The sequence below is a fragment of the Streptosporangium sp. DT93 genome, from assembly GCF_049844535.1.
Lineage (GTDB): Bacteria > Actinomycetota > Actinomycetes > Streptosporangiales > Streptosporangiaceae > Streptosporangium.
The window spans coordinates 17181-38020 of sequence record NZ_JBNCLF010000021.1 but is presented as its reverse complement, the minus strand read 5'-3'; the positions used below and the strand labels follow the sequence as shown (position 1 = coordinate 38020).

At 72.4% G+C, this 20840-nt stretch carries 18 protein-coding genes and 1 riboswitch; of the genes, 9 read left to right on the top strand and 9 right to left on the bottom strand.

Annotated features, from left to right (window positions below):
• Positions 1-18: 18 nt before the first annotated feature.
• Positions 19-1701, bottom strand: coding sequence for a nitrite/sulfite reductase (locus ACLQ2R_RS32920; protein ID WP_425965247.1), 1683 nt, complete (start codon positions 1699-1701; stop codon positions 19-21).
• Between the two features lie 463 nt (positions 1702-2164).
• Between ACLQ2R_RS32920 and ACLQ2R_RS32915 the strand changes: the two genes are divergently transcribed.
• Positions 2165-3223: a methyltransferase gene (locus ACLQ2R_RS32915; RefSeq protein WP_425965245.1), complete on the top strand. Its 1059-nt coding sequence runs from the start codon at positions 2165-2167 to the stop codon at positions 3221-3223.
• A 67-nt stretch (positions 3224-3290) separates the two neighbouring features.
• Here ACLQ2R_RS32915 and ACLQ2R_RS32910 read toward each other — a convergent pair whose 3' ends face one another.
• Positions 3291-3668 carry a winged helix-turn-helix transcriptional regulator gene (locus ACLQ2R_RS32910; RefSeq protein ID WP_425965243.1) on the bottom strand — a complete coding sequence of 126 codons (378 nt, stop codon included), beginning with the start codon at positions 3666-3668 and terminating at the stop codon, positions 3291-3293.
• A gap of 130 nt (positions 3669-3798) precedes the next feature.
• Between ACLQ2R_RS32910 and ACLQ2R_RS32905 the strand changes: the two genes are divergently transcribed.
• On the top strand, positions 3799-4164 hold the full coding sequence (locus ACLQ2R_RS32905) for a DoxX family protein (protein ID WP_425965242.1): 366 nt from the start codon (positions 3799-3801) through the stop codon (positions 4162-4164).
• Positions 4165-4270: 106 nt separating this feature from the next.
• On the opposite strand, the gene ACLQ2R_RS32900 is transcribed toward ACLQ2R_RS32905, so the two are convergent.
• A complete protein-coding gene (locus ACLQ2R_RS32900; RefSeq protein WP_425965241.1) occupies positions 4271-4444 on the bottom strand; it encodes a hypothetical protein in 174 nt (57 codons plus the stop codon).
• A gap of 189 nt (positions 4445-4633) precedes the next feature.
• On the opposite strand from ACLQ2R_RS32900, the gene ACLQ2R_RS32895 reads away from it, so the two are divergent.
• From ACLQ2R_RS32895 to rsgA, 3 genes are all read left to right on the top strand, one after another.
• Positions 4634-5662, top strand: coding sequence for a YihY/virulence factor BrkB family protein (locus tag ACLQ2R_RS32895; protein WP_386244820.1), 1029 nt, complete (start codon positions 4634-4636; stop codon positions 5660-5662).
• A riboswitch (ZMP/ZTP riboswitch) is annotated at positions 5656-5739 on the top strand. (Overlaps the previous gene by 7 nt.)
• A gap of 32 nt (positions 5740-5771) precedes the next feature.
• Positions 5772-7028 carry a serine hydroxymethyltransferase gene (glyA, locus tag ACLQ2R_RS32890; protein ID WP_425965238.1) on the top strand — a complete coding sequence of 419 codons (1257 nt, stop codon included), beginning with the start codon at positions 5772-5774 and terminating at the stop codon, positions 7026-7028.
• A 467-nt stretch (positions 7029-7495) separates the two neighbouring features.
• A complete protein-coding gene (rsgA, locus tag ACLQ2R_RS32885) occupies positions 7496-8698 on the top strand; it encodes a ribosome small subunit-dependent GTPase A (RefSeq protein WP_425965236.1) in 1203 nt (400 codons plus the stop codon).
• 137 nt (positions 8699-8835) lie between these two features.
• Here the strand turns inward: rsgA and ACLQ2R_RS32880 are convergent, their stop codons facing one another.
• The 5 genes from ACLQ2R_RS32880 to ACLQ2R_RS32860 form a co-directional block, all read right to left on the bottom strand.
• Complete coding sequence (locus ACLQ2R_RS32880) at positions 8836-9150, bottom strand: WhiB family transcriptional regulator (RefSeq protein WP_012893126.1); 315 nt, start codon at positions 9148-9150, stop codon at positions 8836-8838.
• A 105-nt stretch (positions 9151-9255) separates the two neighbouring features.
• Positions 9256-10122, bottom strand: a complete 867-nt coding sequence (locus tag ACLQ2R_RS32875) for a sucrase ferredoxin (RefSeq protein ID WP_425965233.1) — start codon at positions 10120-10122, stop codon at positions 9256-9258.
• A gap of 349 nt (positions 10123-10471) precedes the next feature.
• A complete protein-coding gene (locus ACLQ2R_RS32870) occupies positions 10472-12160 on the bottom strand; it encodes a cellulose binding domain-containing protein (protein WP_425965231.1) in 1689 nt (562 codons plus the stop codon).
• Between the two features lie 457 nt (positions 12161-12617).
• Complete coding sequence (locus ACLQ2R_RS32865; RefSeq protein ID WP_425965229.1) at positions 12618-14252, bottom strand: glycerol-3-phosphate dehydrogenase/oxidase; 1635 nt, start codon at positions 14250-14252, stop codon at positions 12618-12620.
• Positions 14249-14812 carry a TetR/AcrR family transcriptional regulator gene (locus tag ACLQ2R_RS32860; RefSeq protein ID WP_425965227.1) on the bottom strand — a complete coding sequence of 188 codons (564 nt, stop codon included), beginning with the start codon at positions 14810-14812 and terminating at the stop codon, positions 14249-14251. The genes ACLQ2R_RS32865 and ACLQ2R_RS32860 overlap by 4 nt, the downstream gene beginning before the upstream one ends.
• 46 nt (positions 14813-14858) lie before the next feature.
• Here ACLQ2R_RS32860 and ACLQ2R_RS32855 point away from each other — a divergent pair, with 46 nt between their 5' ends.
• Positions 14859-16427 (top strand): FAD-binding oxidoreductase, encoded by a 1569-nt coding sequence (locus ACLQ2R_RS32855; RefSeq protein ID WP_425965377.1) that lies wholly within the window; start codon positions 14859-14861, stop codon positions 16425-16427.
• A gap of 18 nt (positions 16428-16445) precedes the next feature.
• Here the strand turns inward: ACLQ2R_RS32855 and ACLQ2R_RS32850 are convergent, their stop codons facing one another.
• Entirely contained in the window at positions 16446-16856 is a 411-nt protein-coding gene (locus tag ACLQ2R_RS32850; protein WP_425965225.1) for an acyl-CoA thioesterase, read from the bottom strand.
• Positions 16857-16956: 100 nt separating this feature from the next.
• On the opposite strand from ACLQ2R_RS32850, the gene ACLQ2R_RS32845 reads away from it, so the two are divergent.
• The 3 genes from ACLQ2R_RS32845 (at position 16957) to ACLQ2R_RS32835 (ending at position 20817) form a co-directional block, all read left to right on the top strand.
• Positions 16957-18468 carry a metallophosphoesterase family protein gene (locus tag ACLQ2R_RS32845; RefSeq protein ID WP_425965223.1) on the top strand — a complete coding sequence of 504 codons (1512 nt, stop codon included), beginning with the start codon at positions 16957-16959 and terminating at the stop codon, positions 18466-18468.
• Between the two features lie 88 nt (positions 18469-18556).
• Complete coding sequence (locus ACLQ2R_RS32840) at positions 18557-20152, top strand: bifunctional 3'-5' exonuclease/DNA polymerase (protein ID WP_425965221.1); 1596 nt, start codon at positions 18557-18559, stop codon at positions 20150-20152.
• Positions 20149-20817 (top strand): serine hydrolase domain-containing protein, encoded by a 669-nt coding sequence (locus ACLQ2R_RS32835; RefSeq protein ID WP_425965219.1) that lies wholly within the window; start codon positions 20149-20151, stop codon positions 20815-20817. Before ACLQ2R_RS32840 ends, ACLQ2R_RS32835 begins: the two co-directional genes overlap by 4 nt.
• Positions 20818-20840 lie beyond the last annotated feature (23 nt).

Here is a 20840-nt window from a genome sequence, read left to right as displayed (position 1 = left end):
GTGCCCGGCCCGTCCCGTTCACTTCAGGTCCGCGTCGTCGGCGCGCTGCACCCAGTCGGAGAAGTTCTCCCCGTCGTCCTTCTGCTTCTCGAAGTTGCGCAGCACCCGCTCCACGTAGTCGGGCAGCTCCTCGGAGGTGGTCTTCAGGCCGCGCACCTTGCGGCCGAACCCCGGGTTGACGCCGAGCGACCCGCCCAGGTGGACCTGGAAGCCCTCGACCTGCTCGCCCCGGTCGTTGACGACGAGCTGGCCCTTGAGGCCGATGTCGGCGACCTGGATCCGCGCGCAGGAGTTGGGGCAGCCGTTGACGTTGATCGTCAGCGGGCTGGAGAAGCCGGGCAGCCGCTGCTCCAGCTCGTCGATCAGGTTCGACGCCAGGGCCTTGGTCTCCACGATGGCCAGCTTGCAGAACTCGATCCCGGTGCACGCCATGGTCTGGCGGCGGAAGGTGGAGGGGGTGACCTGCAGGTCACCGGCCTCCAGCTCGGCGACCAGGCTCTCGACCCGGTCGGGCGCCACGTCGAGGATGACCATCTTCTGCTCGACCGTGGTGTGCACCCGGTTCGAGCCGTGCCGCTCGGCGATGTCGGCGATCAGGTGCAGCCTGTCGCCGTCGAGGCGGCCGACCTTCGGGGCGAAGCCGACGTAGAAGTTGCCGTCCTTCTGCGGGAAGACGCCCACGTGGTCCCTGCGGCCGCCGCGCGGATGCTCGGGGGCGGGGCCGTCGGGCAGCGCGTACCCGAGGTACTCCTTCTCCAGCACGTCGCGGAACTTCTCGGCACCCCAGTCGTTGATCAGGAACTTGATCCGGGCCCGGTGCCGCAGGCGGCGGTAGCCGTAGTCGCGGAAGATGCCGATCACGCCGCCGTAGGCCGGGGCGACCTGCTCGGGGGTCAGGAAGACGCCCAGCCGCTTGGCGAGCATCGGGTTGGTGGATAGGCCGCCGCCCACCCACAGGTCGAAGCCCCGCTCGCCGCTCTCGTTCACGACGCCCACGAACGCCACGTCGTTGATCTCGTGAACGGTGCAGTGCGCCGGGCACCCGCTGACCGCGGACTTGAACTTGCGCGGCAGGTTGGAGAAGGCCGGGTCGCCGATGTAGGTGTCGTAGATCTCCTGGACCAGCGCCGAGCCGTCGATGACCTCCTCGGTGTCGATCCCGGCCAGCGGGCAGCCCAGGATGACGCGCGGCGTGTCGCCGCAGGCCTCGGTGGTCGACAGGCCCACCGCCTCCAGGCGCTCCCAGATGTCGGGGACGGACTCGATCTCGATCCAGTGGAGCTGGATGTTCTGCCGGTCGGTGACGTCGGCGGTGCCCCGGCCGTAGAGGTTGGAGATGTCGGCGATCACCCGCAGCTGCGCCAGGTCGAGCCGTCCGCCGTCGATCCTCACCCGGAGCATGAAGTAGCGGTCGTCGAGCTCCTCCGGCTCCAGGATGGCGGTCTTGCCGCCGTCGATCCCGGGCCTGCGCTGGGTGTAGAGCCCGAACCAGCGCATCCGCCCGCGCAGGTCGGCGGGGTCGATGGAGTCGAAACCCTGCTTGGAGTAGACGTCGATGATCCGCTGACGGACGTTGAGCCCGTCGTCGTTCTTCTTGTTCTCCTCGTTCTTGTTCAGGGGTTCGCGGTAGCCGAGAGCCCACTGACCTTCGCCGCGCGGGCGCTTGTGGTGCCGGTTGACCGGCTTGGCCGGGGTCGTCATTGCGCGTCCTCTTGTGGCTCGATGAAGGGATGGCCGGACGCGCACCGGTGGCACCTCCCGCCTCATCGTCGAGTACGGGGGCCGGTCACTCAGAGGAGGACGCCGGTTACGCGGCCGAGCTGAAAGAGATCAGCAGGGGGCGACGATCAACGGACGTCACAACAGATGGCACTGCGGACACGCAGGAGGTCGACGTGGCGTCGCACGACGAGCAACGGGTCCGCTGGCATGTCTCCGACGATACCCCGGCGATCGCGGATGTCCAATGTCGGGTCCACGATCTGGACAGGCGGGCAAGATCCGGGCCCGCGCCGGCCCCGGCGGGACCGGGCGCGGCGGAGGCTCCCGCGGCTCGTCCCCGGCCCGGCTCCGGTTCGTCCAAGACCGCGCGGCCCGGCCGGCCGATGATCGTCACAGGGCGGGGCAGCATCCCGGACGAGAGGGCTTTCACGATATGACCGACATGACCGACACCGAGGACGACAACGACGAGCCGCGCCGCGGGACGTCGGAGTGGGAGGCGGCCTGGCAGGTCCTGGCGCCGGTGACGGACCTGGTCACGCCGATGGCGGTGCGGGTCGCGGCCACGCTGGGGCTGGCCGACCTGATGGCCGGCGACGCGGTGCCCGTGGAGGAGCTGGCACGCCGCTCCGGCACCGACGCGGACGCGCTGGGCAGGCTGCTGCGCCACCTGGCCCGCCGCGGCGTCTTCGCCGAACCGGAGCCGGGCAGGTTCGCCGTCAACGGGCCGGCCGCGCTCCTGGCGTCCGATCACCCCGCGGGGATGCGGACACGGCTCGACCTGGACGGCTTCGGCGGGCGGATGGACCTGGCGTTCACCGGCCTGCTGCACACGGTCCGCACCGGGCGGCCGGCGTGGGAGACGGTCTTCGGCGCCCCGTTCTGGCGGCACCTGGCCGCCGACCCGCGGATGGGCGCCTCCTTCGACGCGACGATGGCCTCCGGGGCGGACCAGGTCGCCGACGCGGCCGGGGGGTACGACTGGTCCGGCGTGCGGCACGTGGTCGACGTCGGCGGTGGCGTCGGCGCCCTGCTCGCCGAGGTGCTGGGCACCGGCCCGGATGTCCGGGCCACGCTCGTGGATCTCCCCGAGACGGTGGAGCGGGGCCGGGAGTACCTGGCCGGGCGCGGGCTGGAGGCGCGGTGCGCGTTCGCCGGCCGGAGTTTCTTCGACCCGCTGCCCGCCGGCGGTGACGTCTACGTGCTCAGGCGCGTGGTGCACGACTGGGGCGACGAGGACGCCGTGGCGATCCTGCGCCGGTGCGCCGAGGCGGCCGGGCGGCGCGGGCGGGTCGTCGTGATCGAGACGAACGGCGGCTCCGGCGACGATCCGGCCGCGTTCGCCGAGATGGACCTGCGGATGCTCGTGCTCAGCGGGGGCCGCGAGCGCACCGTCGAGGACCACGCCGCCCTCGCCGCCGCGGCCGGTCTCGACCTGGCCGGCGTCCACCTCACCCCGCTCGGGCAGGTCGTCCTCGACTGCGTCCCCGTGAGCCGGTGAGGGCCGATGGCGGGCAACGGGCGGGACGCGGGGTCACCGATCTCCGAACCCCGGTCCTCGCCACCGGTCATCGCTCCCGGGTCCGGTAGGCGTCCCGGCTGGCCTCGATGTGCGGGATGTGCTCGATGGCCCAGCCGGCGAGGGCCAGCGCGGGCGGGATGAGGCTCTTGCCGGCGGAGGTCAGCGCGTACTCGACCCGTGGCGGGACCTCGGCGTACACCGTCCGGGAGACCAGGCCGTCGCGTTCGAGGTTGCGGAGCGTCAGGGTCAGCATGCGCTGGGAGATCCCGGTCACCTGCCGGTGCAGGTCGGTGAAGCGCAGGCTCCCCCGGTCGAGGGTCGCCACGACCAGCAACGTCCACTTGTTGCAGATCCGGTCGAGGATGGCGCGGATGGCCCGCCCCCCGTCCCCCCGGATCATGCAGGTGTGCTCGTACTCCGACATGACATTCCCCTGTGTGTAACGCACATCTGTGTGCCTTTTGTACGGCTTTCAATAGTGACGCATCATGGGGCTCCTTACGAGTGGTAACCATCGTGGCCTGCGCCACTTCCGAGCTTCCGAGGTGCCTTTCATGGAGATCTCCTACTGGATCGTCGCGGCGCTCCTGGCCGCCCTCTACCTCTACGCGGGAGGCAGGAAGGTCCTCCAGAGCCGGGAGCGGCTCCAGCCGATGATGGGCTGGGTCGACACCGTCCCCATGCCGCTCGTCCGCTCGATCGGAATCCTGGAGATCCTCGGCGCCGCCGGCCTGGTCCTGCCGCCGCTGACCGGGATCGCGCCCCTGCTCGCCGTCGCCGCGGCGATCGGCCTCGTCCTGGTCCAGGTCGGCGGCATCGTGGTCCACCTGCGCCGGGGGGAGGTTCGGCTGATCGGCCTCAACGTCGTCCTCCTGGTCGCCGCCGCGGCGGCCGCCTGGCTCGGCACCGTCTGGCTCTGACCCTCCGCCAGGCTCCCGATCCGGTCGTCGGGGCGGGAGGATCCGGGTCCTCACCGTCGCCGGGCCGCCGCAGACCCCCTCCGGAGGAGCGGGGAGTGCCCGTGCGTCACCCCTCTCCGAGCCAGTTCATGCGGGGTTCGGCCGGCTCCGGCGAAGGTCGCCCGGAACCGCCGTCGCCGTCGCCGTCCTCCTCGCGCGCCCTCTCCTGGTGCTGGCAGTCGCACCAGGAGCCTCCGCGGCACTCCTCGTGCCGCCGCTCCCTGCAGTTCTCACAGATCATGCGACCATTGTGCGGCCGTCCTTCCCCGCAACGCCGTCCGCGCGCCCGTGGCCGGGCCGAACAGGCCGGCGCCATGACCCGATCGGGCCTTCGACTCCTCCGTACGCCGCCGTGATCCGGCCGGGTCGCCGGGTTCTCCGGGCGGCGCCGACTCGTGATCAAGCGCGGCGGGGAATACCGTTGTGTGGCATGACGTCCACTGATGCCCCGGCCCAGCGGCCGGGGCCGGAGCGCCGCCCGCCGCGCGGTCCCCGGGCGCGATGGCGTGCCGGGCTCGCGTGGGTCCGCGGCAGGGGCGTCTGGGCCCGGCTGCGGGCACTGCTCGCCTGGATCCGCGGGACCGACTTCTGGGTCCTCGTCGTCGCCACCACGAACGCGGGCATCACCTACCGCGTGACCGGCCTGGCCGGGGAGGCCGCCTTCTTCGCGCTGCTGTCGCTGCCGCCGTTCATGCTCGGCCTCATCGGCGTGCTCGGCCAGCTCACCCGGGTCTTCGGCCCGGAGACCGTCCAGGACGTCAGCGACTGGATCGACCGCCAGGCCCACCTGCTGTTCACCGACAGCGCCGTGGACAGCGTCGTCACCCCGCTCATCGAGGACGTGCTGAACCCCGCCAACCAGGCCTCGCTGATCTCCCTGGGCTTCCTGCTCGCCCTCTGGTCGGGCTCGCGGGCGCTCTTCGTCTACGTGGACCTGATCTCGGTCGCCTACGGCCTCGGCGAGGAGCGCGGCATCATCCGCACCCGGCTGATGTCGTTCGGGTTCTACCTGGCGGGCCTGCTGATCGGGCTGGTGGTGATGCCCGTGCTCGTCCTGGGCCCGGCCGCGCTGCGCGGCGCCCTGCCCGCCGACTACGCCGTGCTGGCCGACGTCCTGTACTGGCCGGTCGTCGTCATCGGCTCGGTGTTCTTCCTCACCCTGCTCTACCACGTGAGCGTCCCGGTCCGCACACGCTGGTGGCGGGAGCTGCCCGGGGCGCTGCTCGCGCTGCTGATCTGGATCGCCTGCGCCGCCGTGCTGCGCGCGGTGCTGGCCGCCTGGTTCTCGCCGGTGTCGATCTACGGCTCGCTCGCCGCCCCCATCGCGGTGCTGCTGTGGCTCTACATCACCGCGCTGGCCGTGCTGATCGGCGCCACGCTCAACGCCGAGGTCGACCGGCTGTGGCCGAGGGGCGGAACGGGCCGCCTCGGCCGGGCCGGTCCTTCCGCTATCGTCTAAGCCGTGACTGGCGCATAGGGTGGGAGCGACCACCGGGGAGCTGAACTGCGAGAAGGCCGAGCGCCTGGGTCTTCGCGCGATGTCGACGATGACAGGGGAGTGAAGGCGCATGAGCGCTCTTTCCAGCGTGGATCCGCAGATCGCCGAGCTCGTACAGGCCGAGGAGCGGCGGCAGGCCGACACCGTCAAGCTGATCGCCTCGGAGAACTACGTCTCCCGGGCCGTCCTGGAGGCCACCGGCACCGTCCTGACCAACAAGTACTCCGAGGGCTACGCCGGCAAGCGGTACTACGAGGGCCAGCAGGTGATCGACCAGATCGAGACCCTCGCGATCGACAGGGCCAAGGCCCTGTTCGGGGTGAACCACGCCAACGTCCAGCCCTACTCGGGCTCGCCCGCCAACCTCGCGATCTACCTGGCCTTCCTGAAGCCCGGTGAGACCGTGATGGGCATGGGCCTGCCGTTCGGCGGCCACCTGACCCACGGCTGGTCGGTCTCGGCCACCGGCAAGTGGTTCAACCCGGTCCGCTACGGGGTGCGCCGCGACACCGGCCGCGTCGACATGGACGAGGTGCGCGAGATCGCCCTCCGCGAGCGGCCCAAGCTCATCTTCTGCGGCGGTACGGCGGTCCCGCGCACGATCGACTTCCCGGCCTTCGCCGAGATCGCCCGCGAGGTCGGGGCCGTGCTCGCCGCCGACATCGCGCACATCGCCGGCCTGGTCGCCGGCGGGGCCCACCCGTCGCCGGTCGGCCACGCGGACGTGATCTCCACCACCACGCACAAGACCCTGCGCGGACCCCGGGGCGCCATGCTGATGGCCACCTCCGACGAGCACGCCACCGCCCTGAACAAGGCGGTCTTCCCCGGCCTGCAGGGCGGGCCGCACAACCACACCACCGCGGCCATCGCGGTGGCGCTCAAGGAGGCGTCGACCGACGACTTCAGGGAGTACGCCCGCCAGATCGTGGTGAACTCCCAGGCGCTGGCCGAGGAGCTGCTCGCCCGCGGCTTCGACCTGGTCTCCGGCGGCACGGACAACCACCTCATCCTGTTCGACCTGACGCCCAAGGGCGTCGGCGGCAAGCCCGCAGCGCAGGCCCTGGACAAGGCCGGGCTGGAGACCAACTACAACAGCGTGCCGTTCGACACGCGCAAGCCGTTCGACCCGTCCGGCATCCGGATCGGCACCGCGGGCGTCACCAGCCGCGGCATGGGCGTGACCGAGATGCGGCAGATCGGCGCCTGGATCGACGAGGTCGTGACCGCGCTGGCCAAGGGCGAGGACGAGGCCGCGCACGTCATCACCCGCGTGCAGGGCGAGGTCAGGGAGCTCACCGCCCGCTTCCCGGTCCCCGGGCTGTAGGACACCGGCGAGGCCCGGGACGCCACGGCTCCCGGGTCCGGAACACGACGAGGCCCCGGGAGCCATGGCTCCCGGGTCCGTGGAGCACGACGAGGCTCCGGGACGCGCCACCGCGTCCCGGAGCCTTTCGCCGTCCCGAGATGTCCTGAGTCGTTCTTGTGACGTCCTGAGTCGTCCCCGGGCCGTCCCTCGCCGGTCCGCGTCGACCTGTACCGGTCCGCGCCGGTTCACAGCGGCTCGTGTCATGCCCGTGCCGGTCCGCCGCATGCCGGTAAAAGGGTTGCCCTCCCTCGGAGGCGGTGCGTTAGAGTTCTCCCGAAGACGCCGTCCCGCAGGGGGCGGCCGCGAGGCACAGGAGGTGGGGACCATGCGGGTTGTTCTGACGAGCCTGCCGTTCATCAACCTCCGGGTGCCTGCCTGATCGATCTCACGACAGGGCACCCGCCTTCACCGAAGGTGTGACCACGTTGTCCTCGTCCTCATCCTCTTCATCGTTCTCCTCTTCGTCGTCCTCGCCGTTCGCGTCCCCGGCGCCGACGTCCCCGGCGCCGACGTCCTCGACCGCCGCCTCCTCGCCGTCACCCCTCGCCTCGCTCGGCTGGGACGACTCTCTGACCGCCGAGCTGCCCGACGGGCTGCTCCCCGCCCGGGTCTCCCGCGTCGACCGCGGCGCCGCCGAGGTGCTGGCCGCCGCCGGTCATCTGCGGGCCGACTACGGCGCCCGGGTGCGCAGGGCCGCCGCCGCCGACCCGGTGGCGCTGCCCTGCGTCGGCGACTGGGTGGGGATCCGCCGCCTGGCCGAGGGGCGCTTCGAGCTGGAGGCGCTCCTGCCCCGGCGTACCGCCTTCGTCCGGGGCGGGGTCTCCCGCGTCTCCCGGGGCGGCCTGTCCGGTGACTCCCAGGGGCAGGTACTCGCCGCGAACGTCGACGTCGTCTTCGTCGCCGAACCCGCCCTGCACGCCACCGACACCGCCGACCTTGGCCGGATCGAGCGATTGCTCGCGCTCGCCTGGGAGAGCGGGGCCCGGCCCGTGGTGCTCGTCACCAAGTCCGACCTGATCGGCGAGAGCCTCGGGGACCTCCTGGACGAGGTCGCCACCGCCGCGCCGGGCGTGGACGTGCACCCGGTCTGCTCCGTCAGCGGGGAGGGGGTCGACATCGTCCGCGGCTACCTGGAGGGCAGCCGCACCGCGGTGATCCTCGGCGCCTCGGGCGCGGGGAAGTCGACCCTGGTCAACGCCCTGGCCGGGCAGGAGGTCATGGAGACCCAGCACGTCAGGGCCGGTGACGGCCGGGGCCGCCACACCACCGTGCACCGCGAGCTCATCCCGCTCGCCGGGGGCGGGCTCGTCATCGACACCCCCGGCATCCGCCGCATCGGCCTGTACGACATGGGCGAGGGCGTCGACATGGTCTTCTCGGACCTGGAGGAGCTCGCCGGGAGATGCCGGTTCGGCGACTGCCACCACGACACCGAGCCGGGCTGCGCCGTGATCGCCGCCATCGAGGACGGCACACTGCCGGAGCGGCGGCTGGAGAGCTGGAAGAAGCTTCAGCGGGAGGCGGCGTGGATGGCGTCCCGGAGCGACGCCCGGCTCCGCAAGGAGATGCACAACAAGTGGAAGATCATCACCAAGGAGATGCGCAAGACGGGCCGGAACCGGCCCTGAGCGCGTGAGACGCCCGCGCCGTGCGGCCGCCCGTCCCGGGGGCCGCACGCGCGGGTCCCGACATGAAAACGTGTGATCTCGCGACAGGGGTGAGCGAGATCACACGTCTGGGGGAAGCCGGGTGGAGGAGGGGCTGCTCAGGCGACGGCACTGATGCCGGCGCTGGCAGCGCGGCGCATGCGACGACGACGCTCGGAGGCGCGCTCGTCCTCGTTCAGGCCGCCCCAGGTGCCGTACTTCTCCGGACGGGAGAGCGCGTAGTCCAGGCACTCGGCGCGAACCGGGCACTGGGCGCAGATCGCCTTGGCCTTACGCTCGCGGATGTCACGCTCGGGCTGACGCTCACCGTCGGGACCGAAGAAGAGCACGAGGTCCTCGCCCCGGCACGCGGCGTCATCCTGCCAGCCCCAGCTGGGCCGGGGCCGGGCGGTCTGCCGACGTACCTGAGACATGAGAAAACCACCTTATAGTGAGAGGTATTTCGGGTTTTATGCCGCATCGGACGCTTGTGACGTCCCTGGATCCAACGCCTGGATCGGCCGTGATGTTCCCTCAGGTCACGTCAGAGCGGACGTGGCATACAGCACAGGGGTTACCCTGTCCAGCGTTACCAGCCGATAGGTCGTGATCGTGTCGGCGCAAGCCGTACCACATGGCGTTGTCAGCGTCATGGGTTCAACCACTACCCGAAAACGAGCGCCATTACCGCGCACAACTGCCTCGGTGACGGCGCCGTCCAACCTGGAGGATTCCACGGCCACTCCGCCGACCGAAAGTTCACCCGTATGGACGCGGACGAAATGTTCGGCGGCCTGCAGTGGCTCAGGGATGCCCGCGCGTCCCCGGAAACGGTCGAGGATGACCTCACCGGACCGGTACGCGTCGGCTGCCGCGATCGCAGCAGCCTGAGACATGCTGCCGTAGTAAAGGCCGTGTGGCAAGCACACAAGGTTGGCGGCGTAGAGATCGCCACCAACATGTGATGTTTCCCATACTGTGTCCGGCAAATTTTTTGCCAAGGACCGAGCTATGGGTAGTCCAATGCGGGCGCAGCACGCGTTGCGCTTGGCATGCGTGCAGACCAGAAAAACCGGCTCACTCACAAGTATGCAGGACTCCGGGACCACTCCGGCCACCAGCTTGTCAAGGGCAAGATCGTCCGGACCTGCGATGATGCCCTCGGCGATCCAGGGCTCGGCGGCGGTGGAGTCCGCGACCATGACGTGGATGCCGCCGCCCGCGGAGTTCCTGCGGTCCGGGCGGCGGATGAGCTGGGCCCGCACGCCGAGGCGGCCGGCCCGTTTGATGAGGGTGTGGACGTCCTCGGGGAGGACGCAGTTCTCCAGGCGGTCGGCCCAGGGGCCCGAGTGCTCGATGAGCAACCAGAAGCGGGCCCCGACCGTGGCGCTGGCGAGCACGGGCATCTCGCCCGTGTGGCAGCCGGGAGGGTGCGTGCACCCTTTGCCCGGAATGCTCGCCCTGGACGCGCCGTTCCCCGTGCCCACGCTCTCCCCCTCGACTTAGGTAAGACTAACCTAACGCTTTGACGAGGGTAGTGGAGATGGAAACGATGTCGGGCCGGTAAAGCCGGGCGAGGGCGACCTGTCGGCGAGGACCCTTTCGGGGCGCCCCGGCGGGACCCGCCCTTCACGGGCCCGCCGCCCCTTCTGCCCGTGATCAACCAGATCATGCCTTCGGCGGTGATTCGGTCCGGACGCGCCGGAGGACCGGCCGCTCGTGGCGGCCGGTCCTCGGGGAAGGATCTCTCGCCGGTCAGGCCACGGTGCAGGGGATGCCGTTGAGGGTGAAGGCGGCCGGTTCGGCGGTGTTGCCGGTGTGGGTGGCCTGGAAGCCGATGTCGATGGTGGCCCCGGGGGCGAGCGTGCCGTTGTGGCCGACGTTGCGGGCGCTCACCTGGCCGCCGGAGGAGGTGTAGACGGCGTTCCAGCCCGAGGTGAGGGACTGGCCTGAGGGCAGCGTGAAGACCAGCGTCCAGCCGTTGATCGCCGAGGTCCCGGTGTTGGTGATGCTGATGTTGGCGGTGAAGCCGTTGTTCCAGGGGCTCATCGTGTAGGCGACCCGGGGCCCCGTGCCGGGGGTCGGCGTCGGCGTGGGCGTGGCCGTCGGGGTGGGAGTGGGAGTGGGGGTGGGGCCGTCGCCCAGGTCGGCCACGAAGGTCGTCACGCTCCGGGCGGGAAGCGTGACGACGAGGGAGCCGTTCGAGACGTTCACCGCTCCCTGGGGCGCGACGTTCCTGCTCGCGTCGGTCAGCCAGGACGAGGCGCCGGACACGGCGCTGTTCGCCACGGTGAACTGCTGGCTCACCGCGGAGGTCCCCTTGTTGACGGCGACGATGACGACCTTGGAGTCACCGCCCCGGTACGCCGAGACGTAGACGTTCGACGCCGGGTTCGCCGTGGCGTCGATCCGCACGTAGCCGGGCCGGACGAACCTGGCGAAGTGCGCCATCATCGCGCCGCGCTTGCTGATCTGGCCGTCCTCGCGCATGGGGCCGTAACCACGCCGGATGTACCACCAGACGTACATCTGGAACTCGGCGTCCACCATGGCGCGGTGGATGTGCTCCCCCACGTCGAGCGCCTGGGGCCACAGGTCCGCCGAATCGCTGCTGTTGGGGTGGTAGACCTCGGTCATCCAGAGTTCCTTGCCCGCGCCCTTCTGCTTGAAGAGGGGGTAGGGGAAGTTCGAGAACTGCGTCCCGTACAGGTGGGCCCCGATGACGTCCACGTTGGCGAGCGCCACGGGGTCGTTGAGGATCGGGTCCGAGATGTTCTTCAGGTACTGGAAGGACTCGGGCGCGATGACCCGGGTGCCGATCGAGCCGGCGTTCTCGCGCAGGAACCGGAGGATCTCGGCCGGGGTCCACCACGTCCAGGTGTGCGCGTAGTCGGGCTCGTTCTGGATGGATATGGCGTACAGGTTCACCCCGTTGTTCCGCATGTACGTGGTGAAGTCGTTCAGGTGCTGGGCGTAGGCGCCGTACGAGCCGTACTTGAGGCGCTTCGCGTCGGTCTGGCTGCCGCGGGTGAAGGTCTCGACCATGCTCGCGGGAGGGTTCCACGGCGACGCGAAGACGATCGCCCCGAGCTCGATCGCGCGCTTGGCCGTCGCCAGGTCGCGGCCCCAGTCCGCCTGGTTCTCGGGGACGGGGATCCTCAGCACGGAGAATCCCAGCCGCCCCTCGCCGGTGCCGAACGCCGTGTCCCGCTGTGCGGCCGTCAGGTCGCCGATCCAGGAGGCGAAGGCCATGCCGCCGAAGCCCCGGATCGTCTGCCGCCGCGCCGACGGATCGATGACCGCCGTGGCGGCCGCGGCCTCCGAGGCGCCCAGGACCGAGGCCGTGGCGGCGATGACCGGCAGGGCCCCCATCGTCGTCAGGACGGTCCTCCGGTTCAACGCCCTTCGCGCGCCGCTCACGGGCTCGTTCTGGTCCTGCGTCATGTCGTCTCCTTGCAGCTTTCGGTGCTCGTCCGCACCTTTTCGGTCCGCCCGGCCGGGGAGGCGCCGGCCTCCGGTGCCGCCGCCAGGGCGGACTCTGATCGCGTTAGCGTTAACATCTCCTCGTGCCGACCGGCGTGCCGGTGCGGCGGAGGCGCGGACCGCCCGCACACCCGCGGAAGGGTGGCACCCCGGCGGAGTCTGGCCCCGCCGTCGGCCGGGGGCAAGCGCGGGATGGTACGGCACGCGATGAGCTGTGGAAACGTTCGGCCGTACGGTGAAAATTTCACAACGGAGGACGCGGCCTCGTGCGGGCTCCGCCGTCCGGGAGCGACCGCGGACTCACGTCGGCACCCGGGAGCGACCGCGGACTCACGTCGGCACCCGGGAGGCCCGTGCGGCGACGGCGCGCCGCCCACGCCGTGTCCGGGGAACGCTCACGTGGTGCCGGCGGGCCGGGTCAGTAGGTCAGGGCCGCCCGTGCCGCGGGAAGCGCGGCCTCGCGGTCGGCGGGGACGAGGCCGATCCTGGTCCTGCGGTCGAGGAGGTCGTCCACGTCCAGGGCGCCCTCGTGCCTGACCGCCCAGACCAGTTCGGCCCCGGTCACCCCGGTCGGCCCGGTCTCCGCCAGCCAGGGCTCCTCGGCCATCAGCGCCCGTACCGCGCCCGCCTCGCTGCCGTAGCGCTCCAGCAGCCGGTCGGTACCCCCGCCGCCTCCGCCGCCGGCCCGGTGATCCCCGCCGTCGCGGCCACGCCTGCCGTTCCGCCCGCGCCCGCCGTTCCCGTCGCCTCCGCCGTCACGTCCGCGTCGGCGCCCGCCGTTCCGGTCGTCGCGGCCGTCGTCGCGGCCGTCGTCGGGGACGGCGCCGACGAGGGGCAGCGCCGCGGTGCGGCTCCGCCCGGCGTCGAGCCGGCTCAGGGACACGGCCAGGTCGACCGCGTCCTCGGCCATCCGCCGGTACGTGGTCAGCTTGCCGCCCACGACCGTCACCAGCCCGTCGGGCGTGGTCAGCAGCGCGTGCCGCCTGGACAGGTCGGAGGTGCGGCCCTCCCCGTCCAGCAGCGGGCGCAGCCCCGCGTAGGTGCCGGCCACCTCCTCGCGCCGTACCGGCTCCTCCAGCACGGAGTTCAGCACCGACAGCAGGAAGGTCACGTCCTCCTCGGGGGCCTGCGGGACGTCCGGGACGGGCCCGTCCACCGGCTCGTCGGTGAGGCCGACGTGCACCCGCCCGTCGGGCTGGGGGAGTACCAGGACGAACCGGTTGCTCTCACCCGGGATCGGCACGTGCAGCCCCGCGGTCAGTCCCGGCAGCGTCTCGGGCCGCAGCACCAGGTGGGTGCCGCGCGAGGGGCGCATCCGGATGCCCGGGTGCAGGCCGGCGGCCCAGACGCCGGTGGCGTTGACCACGGCCCTGGCCCGGACGGTGAAGGTCTCCCCGGCGAGCTCGTCGCGGACCAGAGCCCCGTCGCCGGAGACCTCCAGCGCCCGGCAGCGCGTCAGCACCCGGGCGCCGTGGGAGGCGGCCGTCCTGGCCACCGAGAGCACCAGGCGGGCGTCGTCCACCAGGCGCCCGTCCCACGACAGCAGGGCGCCGCGCAGCCCGCGCGAGCCCAGCGGGGAGGCCAGGGCGAGCGCCTGCTGGGCGGAGATCCACGAGGGGCCGGGAAGGAGGTGGCGCGGGGTGCGCGCCGCGGCCCGCAGGCCGTCGCCGAGCCGGTAGCCGGTCATCACCAGCGTCGCGTGCCGGCGGGAGACCTCCGGGAGGAGCGGCAGCAGGTACGGCTGTGCCCGCACCAGGTGCGGGGCGGTGCGCCCGAGCAGCAGGCCGCGCTCCACCGCGCTCTCGTACGCCACCCCGATCTGTCCTTTGGCCAGGTAGCGCAGCCCGCCGTGGATCATCTTGGAGCTCCAGCGGGAGGTGCCGAACGCCAGGTCGTGCGCCTCGATCGCGGCGACCGACAGGCCGCGCGAGGCCGCGTCCAGCGCCACGCCCGCGCCGGTGGCCCCCAGCCCCACCACCAGCACGTCGACCACGAGGTCGCGCGTCTCGGCCAGCTCGCGGGCCCGGCGGGCGGCGTTCAGAGAGGAGTTCACGGGCGCAGGTACCTTTCCAGAAGGGCGGTCAGCTCGGCGTCCAGGTCGTCCTCGGTGAGCGGGCCGAGCATGGTCGAGCCGGAGAGCAGGAACGACTGCGCGGTCAGCAGCACGGCCGCCGACAGCCTCGCCGCCTCACCCGCGCGCACGGTGCCGGCCCCCTGACCCCGGACGATCGCCGACTCGACCAGGGCGAGCATGGCCCTGTGGCTGGCGCCCCGGCGCCGCAGCAGGTAGGGCAGGAGCAGTTCCGGGTCGACCTCGACGATCTTCCGCCAGAGCGGGTGGCCGCGCAGCGCCCGTACGGTCGCCACCGCCGCGGTGACCGGGTCCTCGGTGGCGAACCCGTCCGCGACGCGCACCCACTCCCGGGTCATCAGGTCGGCCACCAGGCCGCGCACGTCGGGCCAGCGGCGGTAGATCGTCATCCGCGAGAGCCCGGCCCTGCGGGCCACGTCGGTGAGCGTGGTGCGCCGCACCCCGACCGCGAGGATCACCTCGCGGGCGGCGTCGAGGACCTGGTCGCCCGCTGCGGCTGAATTGTGACGGATGGACGTCATGTGTCACAGTGTAGACGTGGACAACCAGACCGCCGCCGCGGACCCCATGCTCTGGTCCGGCTGGGGCGACCCCGCTCGCGCCGCCGACCTGCCGGAACCGATCCGGAAACTGCTCGGCGACCTGCTGGGGGTACGCCCGCCCCGGTCGGAGGCGGCCGCCCTCGACGAGGTGCGGCTCCCGCCCGTCACGCTCCCCGCGCCGTTCCTCGCCGAGCTGCGCGACCTGGTCGGCGACGGCCACGTACGTCTCGACGACGAGACCCGCGTCCGGCACACCCGCGGCAAGTCCACCCCCGACCTGCTGCGGATGCGCGCCGGGGACGGCTCCGACGCGCCCGACGCGGTCGTGCTGCCCGCCTGCCACGACGAGGTGCTGGCCGTGCTGGCGGCCTGCGCCGCGCACCGGGTCGCGGTGGTCCCCTTCGGCGGCGGCACGTCCGTGGTCGGCGGCCTGGTCGCCTCCCGGCGGGGCTTCGCCGGGGTCGTCGCGCTGGATCTGGCCCGGCTCGACCGGCTGGTCGCCGTGGACGCCGAGTCGATGGTCGCCGAGCTGGAGCCGGGGCTGCGCGCCCCCCGGGCCGAACGGCTGCTGGCCGCGCACGGCTTCACGCTAGGTCACTTCCCCCAGTCGTTCGAGTACGCCACGCTGGGCGGTTTCGCCGCCGCCCGCTCCAGCGGGCAGGCGTCGGCGGGCTACGGCCGCTTCGACGACCTGGTCGTCGGGATGACCGTGGCCACCCCGCGCGGCACCCTCGACCTGGGCCGGGCGCCCCGCTCGGCCGCCGGTCCCGACCTGCGCCAGGTGATGCTCGGCTCCGAGGGGGCCTTCGGCGTGATCACCTCGCTCCGGCTGCGGGTCCGGCCCGTCCCCGCCGAGCGCGTCTACGAGGGGTGGCGGTTCGCGTCGTTCGCCGAGGGCTCGGCCGCGCTGCGGACCCTGGCCCAGCAGGACGCCGCGCCCACCGTGCTGCGCCTGTCCGACGAGACCGAGACGATGATCGGCCTGGCCAGGCCCGGGGAGATCGGCACGTCCTCGGCCGGGGCGGGCTGCCTGGCGATCGCCGGCTACGAGGGCACCTCCGCCGAGGTGTCCGCCCGGCGCGAGCGCGCCACGGCCGTGCTCTCCGGACTCGGCGGCGTCCCCCTCGGCACCGGTCCGGGCCGGGCGTGGGAGCACGGACGCTACTCCGCGCCCTACCTGCGCGACGCGCTGCTCGCCGCCGGGGCGACCGTCGAGACGCTGGAGACGGCGGGCTTCTGGTCGAACCTGCCCCGCCTGTACGACGCCGTGCGCCTCGCGCTGGGCGCCTCGCTCGGCTCGCCGCTGGTCATGTGCCACATCTCCCACGTGTACGGCACCGGCGCCAGCCTGTACTTCACGGTCGTCACCGCGCAGACCGCCGACCCGCTCGGGCAGTGGGAGGCGGCCAAGCGGGCGGCGAACGAGGCGATCATCGGGGCGGGCGGCACGATCTCGCACCACCACGGCGTCGGCCGCGACCACCGGGAGGCCCACGCCGCCGAGATCGGCGAACTGGGCGTGGAGATCCTGCGCGGCGTCAAGGACCGGCTCGACCCGGAGGGGATCCTCAACCCGGGAGTCCTGCTGGGCTGAGACCCCGGAGCGGGGAGGTCACCCCGCGACGACCAGGGTCTCCATGGCCCCGCGGAGCGGCCCGGGGATCTCCGCGGGCCGCCGGGATCCCCGGTCGACGAACACGTGGACGAAATGACCCTCCGCCACGACCGTCTCGCCGTCCTCGCGCAGCAGCCCCAGCTCGTAGCGGACGCTGGAGCGGCCCAGGTGGCCGACGCGCAGCCCGACCCGTACCGGCTCGGGGAAGGACACCGAGGACCGGTAGACGCAGTGCGACTCGACGCACAGGCCGATGACGTCACCGCCGTGGACGTCGAGCCCGGCGACGCCGATCAGCCAGGAGTTGATCACCGTGTCCATCATCGAGTAGTGGACGGCGTTGTTGACGTGGCCGTACACGTCGTTGTCCTTCCACCTGGTCGGAACCGTCTCCCAGTAGGCGTACACGGGAGAACCATATTCCAGGGGGCACGGCGGGAGATCCCCGGACCGGTCGCCTTCGCCCGGATCGGATGCGACTTCCTATGATCATTGCCAAGATATGGACATGGTCGATGCGGCGGGGCGGGCGGCGGAACGCGGGCGTGAGGTCTCCTCCCGGGTGTCGGAGGAGGGCGCGGGCTGGTCCTGTTCCCGGATCGGCACCTTCAGGGACCTGCTGCCCAGCGAGAAACCCTTCTCCTGGCTCGACCCGCGCACGATCTGGCGGTCGAGGAACGAGGTGCTGGCGATCCTGTTCGGCGACCCGTCCGGGCAGGTCCGCTCCCGGTGGACGGCCGCGCAGCGCGAGCGGGGCGTCGACGCCTCCTTCCGCATCCCGGTGGACGTCGGCCCGGAGTTCTCCTTCCTGCTCCTGGGCGACACCGGGGAGGGCGACTCCTCGCAGTACGCCGTCGTGCCGGGCATGCTGAGGATCGGCGAGGGCACCTCCTTCGCGGTCGTCGCCAGCGACGTGGTCTACCCCACCGGATCCGGCAACGAGTACGAGGACAAGTTCTTCCGCCCCTTCCAGGACTACCCCGCGCCGATCTACGCCGTCCCCGGCAACCACGACTGGTACGACGGGCTCGGCGGCTTCATGCGCGTCTTCTGCGACGCCCGCCCGCCCAAGGGGTTCAGCCCCGCGCCCTCGGGCCTGCGCGGGCTGCTGTGGAGCAGGCCGGAACCGATCGACGAGGCCCGGCTGGCCAGGGCGCGCGAGCGGCGCTCCCGGCCCGGCCAGCAGGCCGTCCAGCCCGCCCCGTACTGGGCGATCGAGACCCCGGGCCTGATGCTCGTCGGCGTGGACACCGGCATCCGCGGCGACATCGACGCCGAGCAGGCCGCCTGGCTGCGCGAGGTCTCGCTCGACCCCAGGCCCAAGGTGCTCGTCACCGGCAAGCCCATCTACACCCGCAACGAGTACAAGCCGTCGAAGCTGGCCGGCGGCGGCACCGTCGACGACATCGTCACCGACCCCGCGCACAACTACGTCGCGGCGATCGGCGGCGACGTGCACAACTACCAGCGCTTCCCGATCAGGGTGGGGGAGCGGACCATCCAGTACATCGTGGCGGGCGGGTCGGGGGCGTTCATGCACGCCACCCACACCATCCCCCGGGTCACCGTCGCCGGCCTGCACGAGGACGACTACCGCTGCTACCCGCTGCGCGGTGACTCGCTGTCGTTCTACAGCAGGCTCTACAGCGACCGGCTGCGCATGCGCTGGCTCTACCTCACGCCCGCCGAGAGCGCGGCGCTGATGTCCCGGCGGATCGGCAACACCCCGGTACGCGACATCCCGCCCGTGCCGATCACCTTCCGGATGCGCTGGGCGGCCCGGATCCTCGGCGGCTGGCCGATGCCGCTGCGGCTGCCGGTGGGCAGGACCTTCCACCGCTACCTGTCGGAGCTGTCGGACTGGGACACCCCGCCGTTCTTCAAGAGCTTCCTGCACGTCTCGGTGACGGCCGGCACCCTGAGGATCCGCTGCTTCGCCGCGACCGGCTGCCTGCCGCAGGAGCTCGAACCGCCGCTGGAGGACGAGATCGCCATCCCGCTCGCCGTCCCGCTCGCCTGACCGGCGACGCCGGGAACGCGGGGAACGCCGGGAACGCGGGGACACGGGGGAGGCGGGAATGTCGGGGCGGCGTGGCACTGTGGGGGGCATGAACGTGTCGGTCGCGCCCGCCGGTGCGGGCGGGGGCGTGCTCCGCGCCGACGGCGAGCCCGCCAGGGCCGTCGCCGACCTGGCCGCGGAGGTCCGCCGGCTGGAGGAACGGCGCCCGCGCTGGGTCTGGGCCGACACCCGCGAGATCTACCCGGCGCTGCTCGCCGCGGGCGTGCGGCCGGCGCGCTGTCACGACCTGGCGCTGACCGAGGGCCTGCTCCTGGCCCACGAGGGACGCTTCGGCGAGCCCCGCTCGGCCAGGGCCGCCTACGCGCGGCTGCGCGGCCTGCCCGTGCCGGACGACCCGCACGGCGCCCAGGCCCGGCAGGCGACCCTGTTCGAGGAGGAGACACCGGAGCCGGACGCGGACCTGGTCGCCGAGGTCCACGCCGACCAGTTGCGCCGCGTCGGGGAGACCGCCGACCCGCAGCGGTTCCGGCTGCTGGTCGCCGCCGAGTCGGCCGGGGCGCTCATCGCCGCGGAGATGGCCCGCGACGGCATCCCCTGGCGCGAGGACGCGCACGACGAGCTGCTGACCGGCCTGCTCGGCCCGCGCCCGGTGCACGGCATGCGGCCGGCCAAGCTGCAGGCGCTGGCCGACGAGGTGGCGGCCGCGTTCGGCACGTCGTTCAACCCCGACTCCCCGCAGCAGATCCTGCGCGCCTTCAAGGCGGCGGGCGTGCCCGTCGCCTCCACCCGGGCCGGCGACATCAGGCAGGTCGACCATCCCGGGGTCGCGCCCCTGCTGGCGTACAAGGAGATGGCCAGGTTCCACAGCTTCCACGGCTGGACCTGGGCCGGCCAGTGGGTCCGCGAGGGGCGTTTCCGCCCCGAGTACGTGGTCGGCGGCGTGGTGACGGGCCGCTGGGCCACCAACGGCGGCGGCGCCCTGCAGATCCACAAGCAGATGCGCAAGGTGATCGTGGCCGACGACGGCTGGACGCTCGTGGTCGCCGACGCGGCCCAGCTGGAGCCCCGGGTGCTGGCCGCGATGGCCGGGGACGGCGGGCTGGCCAGGGCGGCCGGGCAGAGCGACCTCTACCGGGCGCTGGCGCAGGTGTTCGGCGGCGAGCGCGACAACGCCAAGATCGCCATGCTCTCGGCGATGTACGGCGGCACCAGCGGGGACGCGCCCAAGCTGCTGGCCGTGATGCGGCGGCGCTTCCCGCTGGCCTACCGGTTCGTGGAGGACGCGGCCCGCGCCGGGGAGGAGGGCAAGGTGGTCCGCTCCTGGCTGGGCCGCACCTCGCCGCCGCCCTCGGCGGGCTGGCGGGAGCTGGTCTCCGGGCCCGAGGGGGGCCGGGCGGCCCGCGAGCGGGGCCGGTTCACCCGCAACTTCGTCGTCCAGGCGACCGCGGCCGAGTGGGCGCTCGTGCTGATGGCGGTGTTGCGCGGCCTGCTGCCCGACCCGGCCAGGCTGGTGTTCTTCCAGCACGACGAGGTCATGGTGCACTGCCCGGCCGACCAGGCCGACGAGGTGGTCGCGGCGGTCGGCCGGGCCGCCGAGGAGGCGGCCAGGCTGCTGTTCGGGGCGACGCCCGTGCGCTTCCCCATGCAGGCGGTCGCGGTCCGCTGCTACGCCGACGCGAAGTGACGTGCCGCATCGCCGGCCTGCTGCTGGAGAAGGTGACGGGCATGAGCGCCGAGCGGTACATCACCGGCCACGTCTTCAGGAAGGCCGGGCTGCGGCACACGTCGTTCCCGCGTACGCCGTACCTGCCCGGGCCGAGCTCCAAGGCGTACGAGGCACTCTTCGGGTTCTTCGACCCGCCCAGGGACTACGGCGTCTACGACATGTCCTGGGCCTGGACCTCGGGTGCGGTCGTCTCGACGATGGAGGACCTCGACCGCTTCTTCCGGCTGCTGCTGCGCGGCGAACTGCTCGACGCGGCTCTGCTCGCCGAGATGCGGAAGACCGTGCCCGTCCGGTCGTTCTCGGGCGCCGTGATCGACTACGGTCTCGGGATCTTCCCCATCGACCTGCCGTGCGGCAGGTTCTGGGGACATGACGGGAGCGTCCCCGGCATGCAGACCTTCGCGTTCTCCGACGCCGGCGGAGGCCGCCAGTTCGCCTTCGGCGTCAACCTGAGGAACTACCAGCAGCTCGACGAGAACGGTGTTCCCGTCCCGCACGCCATCGACTTCGCGATCGGGGACCACCTGCTGGAGGCGGCGTGCGGGCCCGGCGCGGAGGCGACGGCCAAGGCGGCGCGGCCGCCTGTGCCGATCGGCGTGGACGGGGGCACGGCCACACCGTGACCGGGCACGGCCGGCCCCGATGT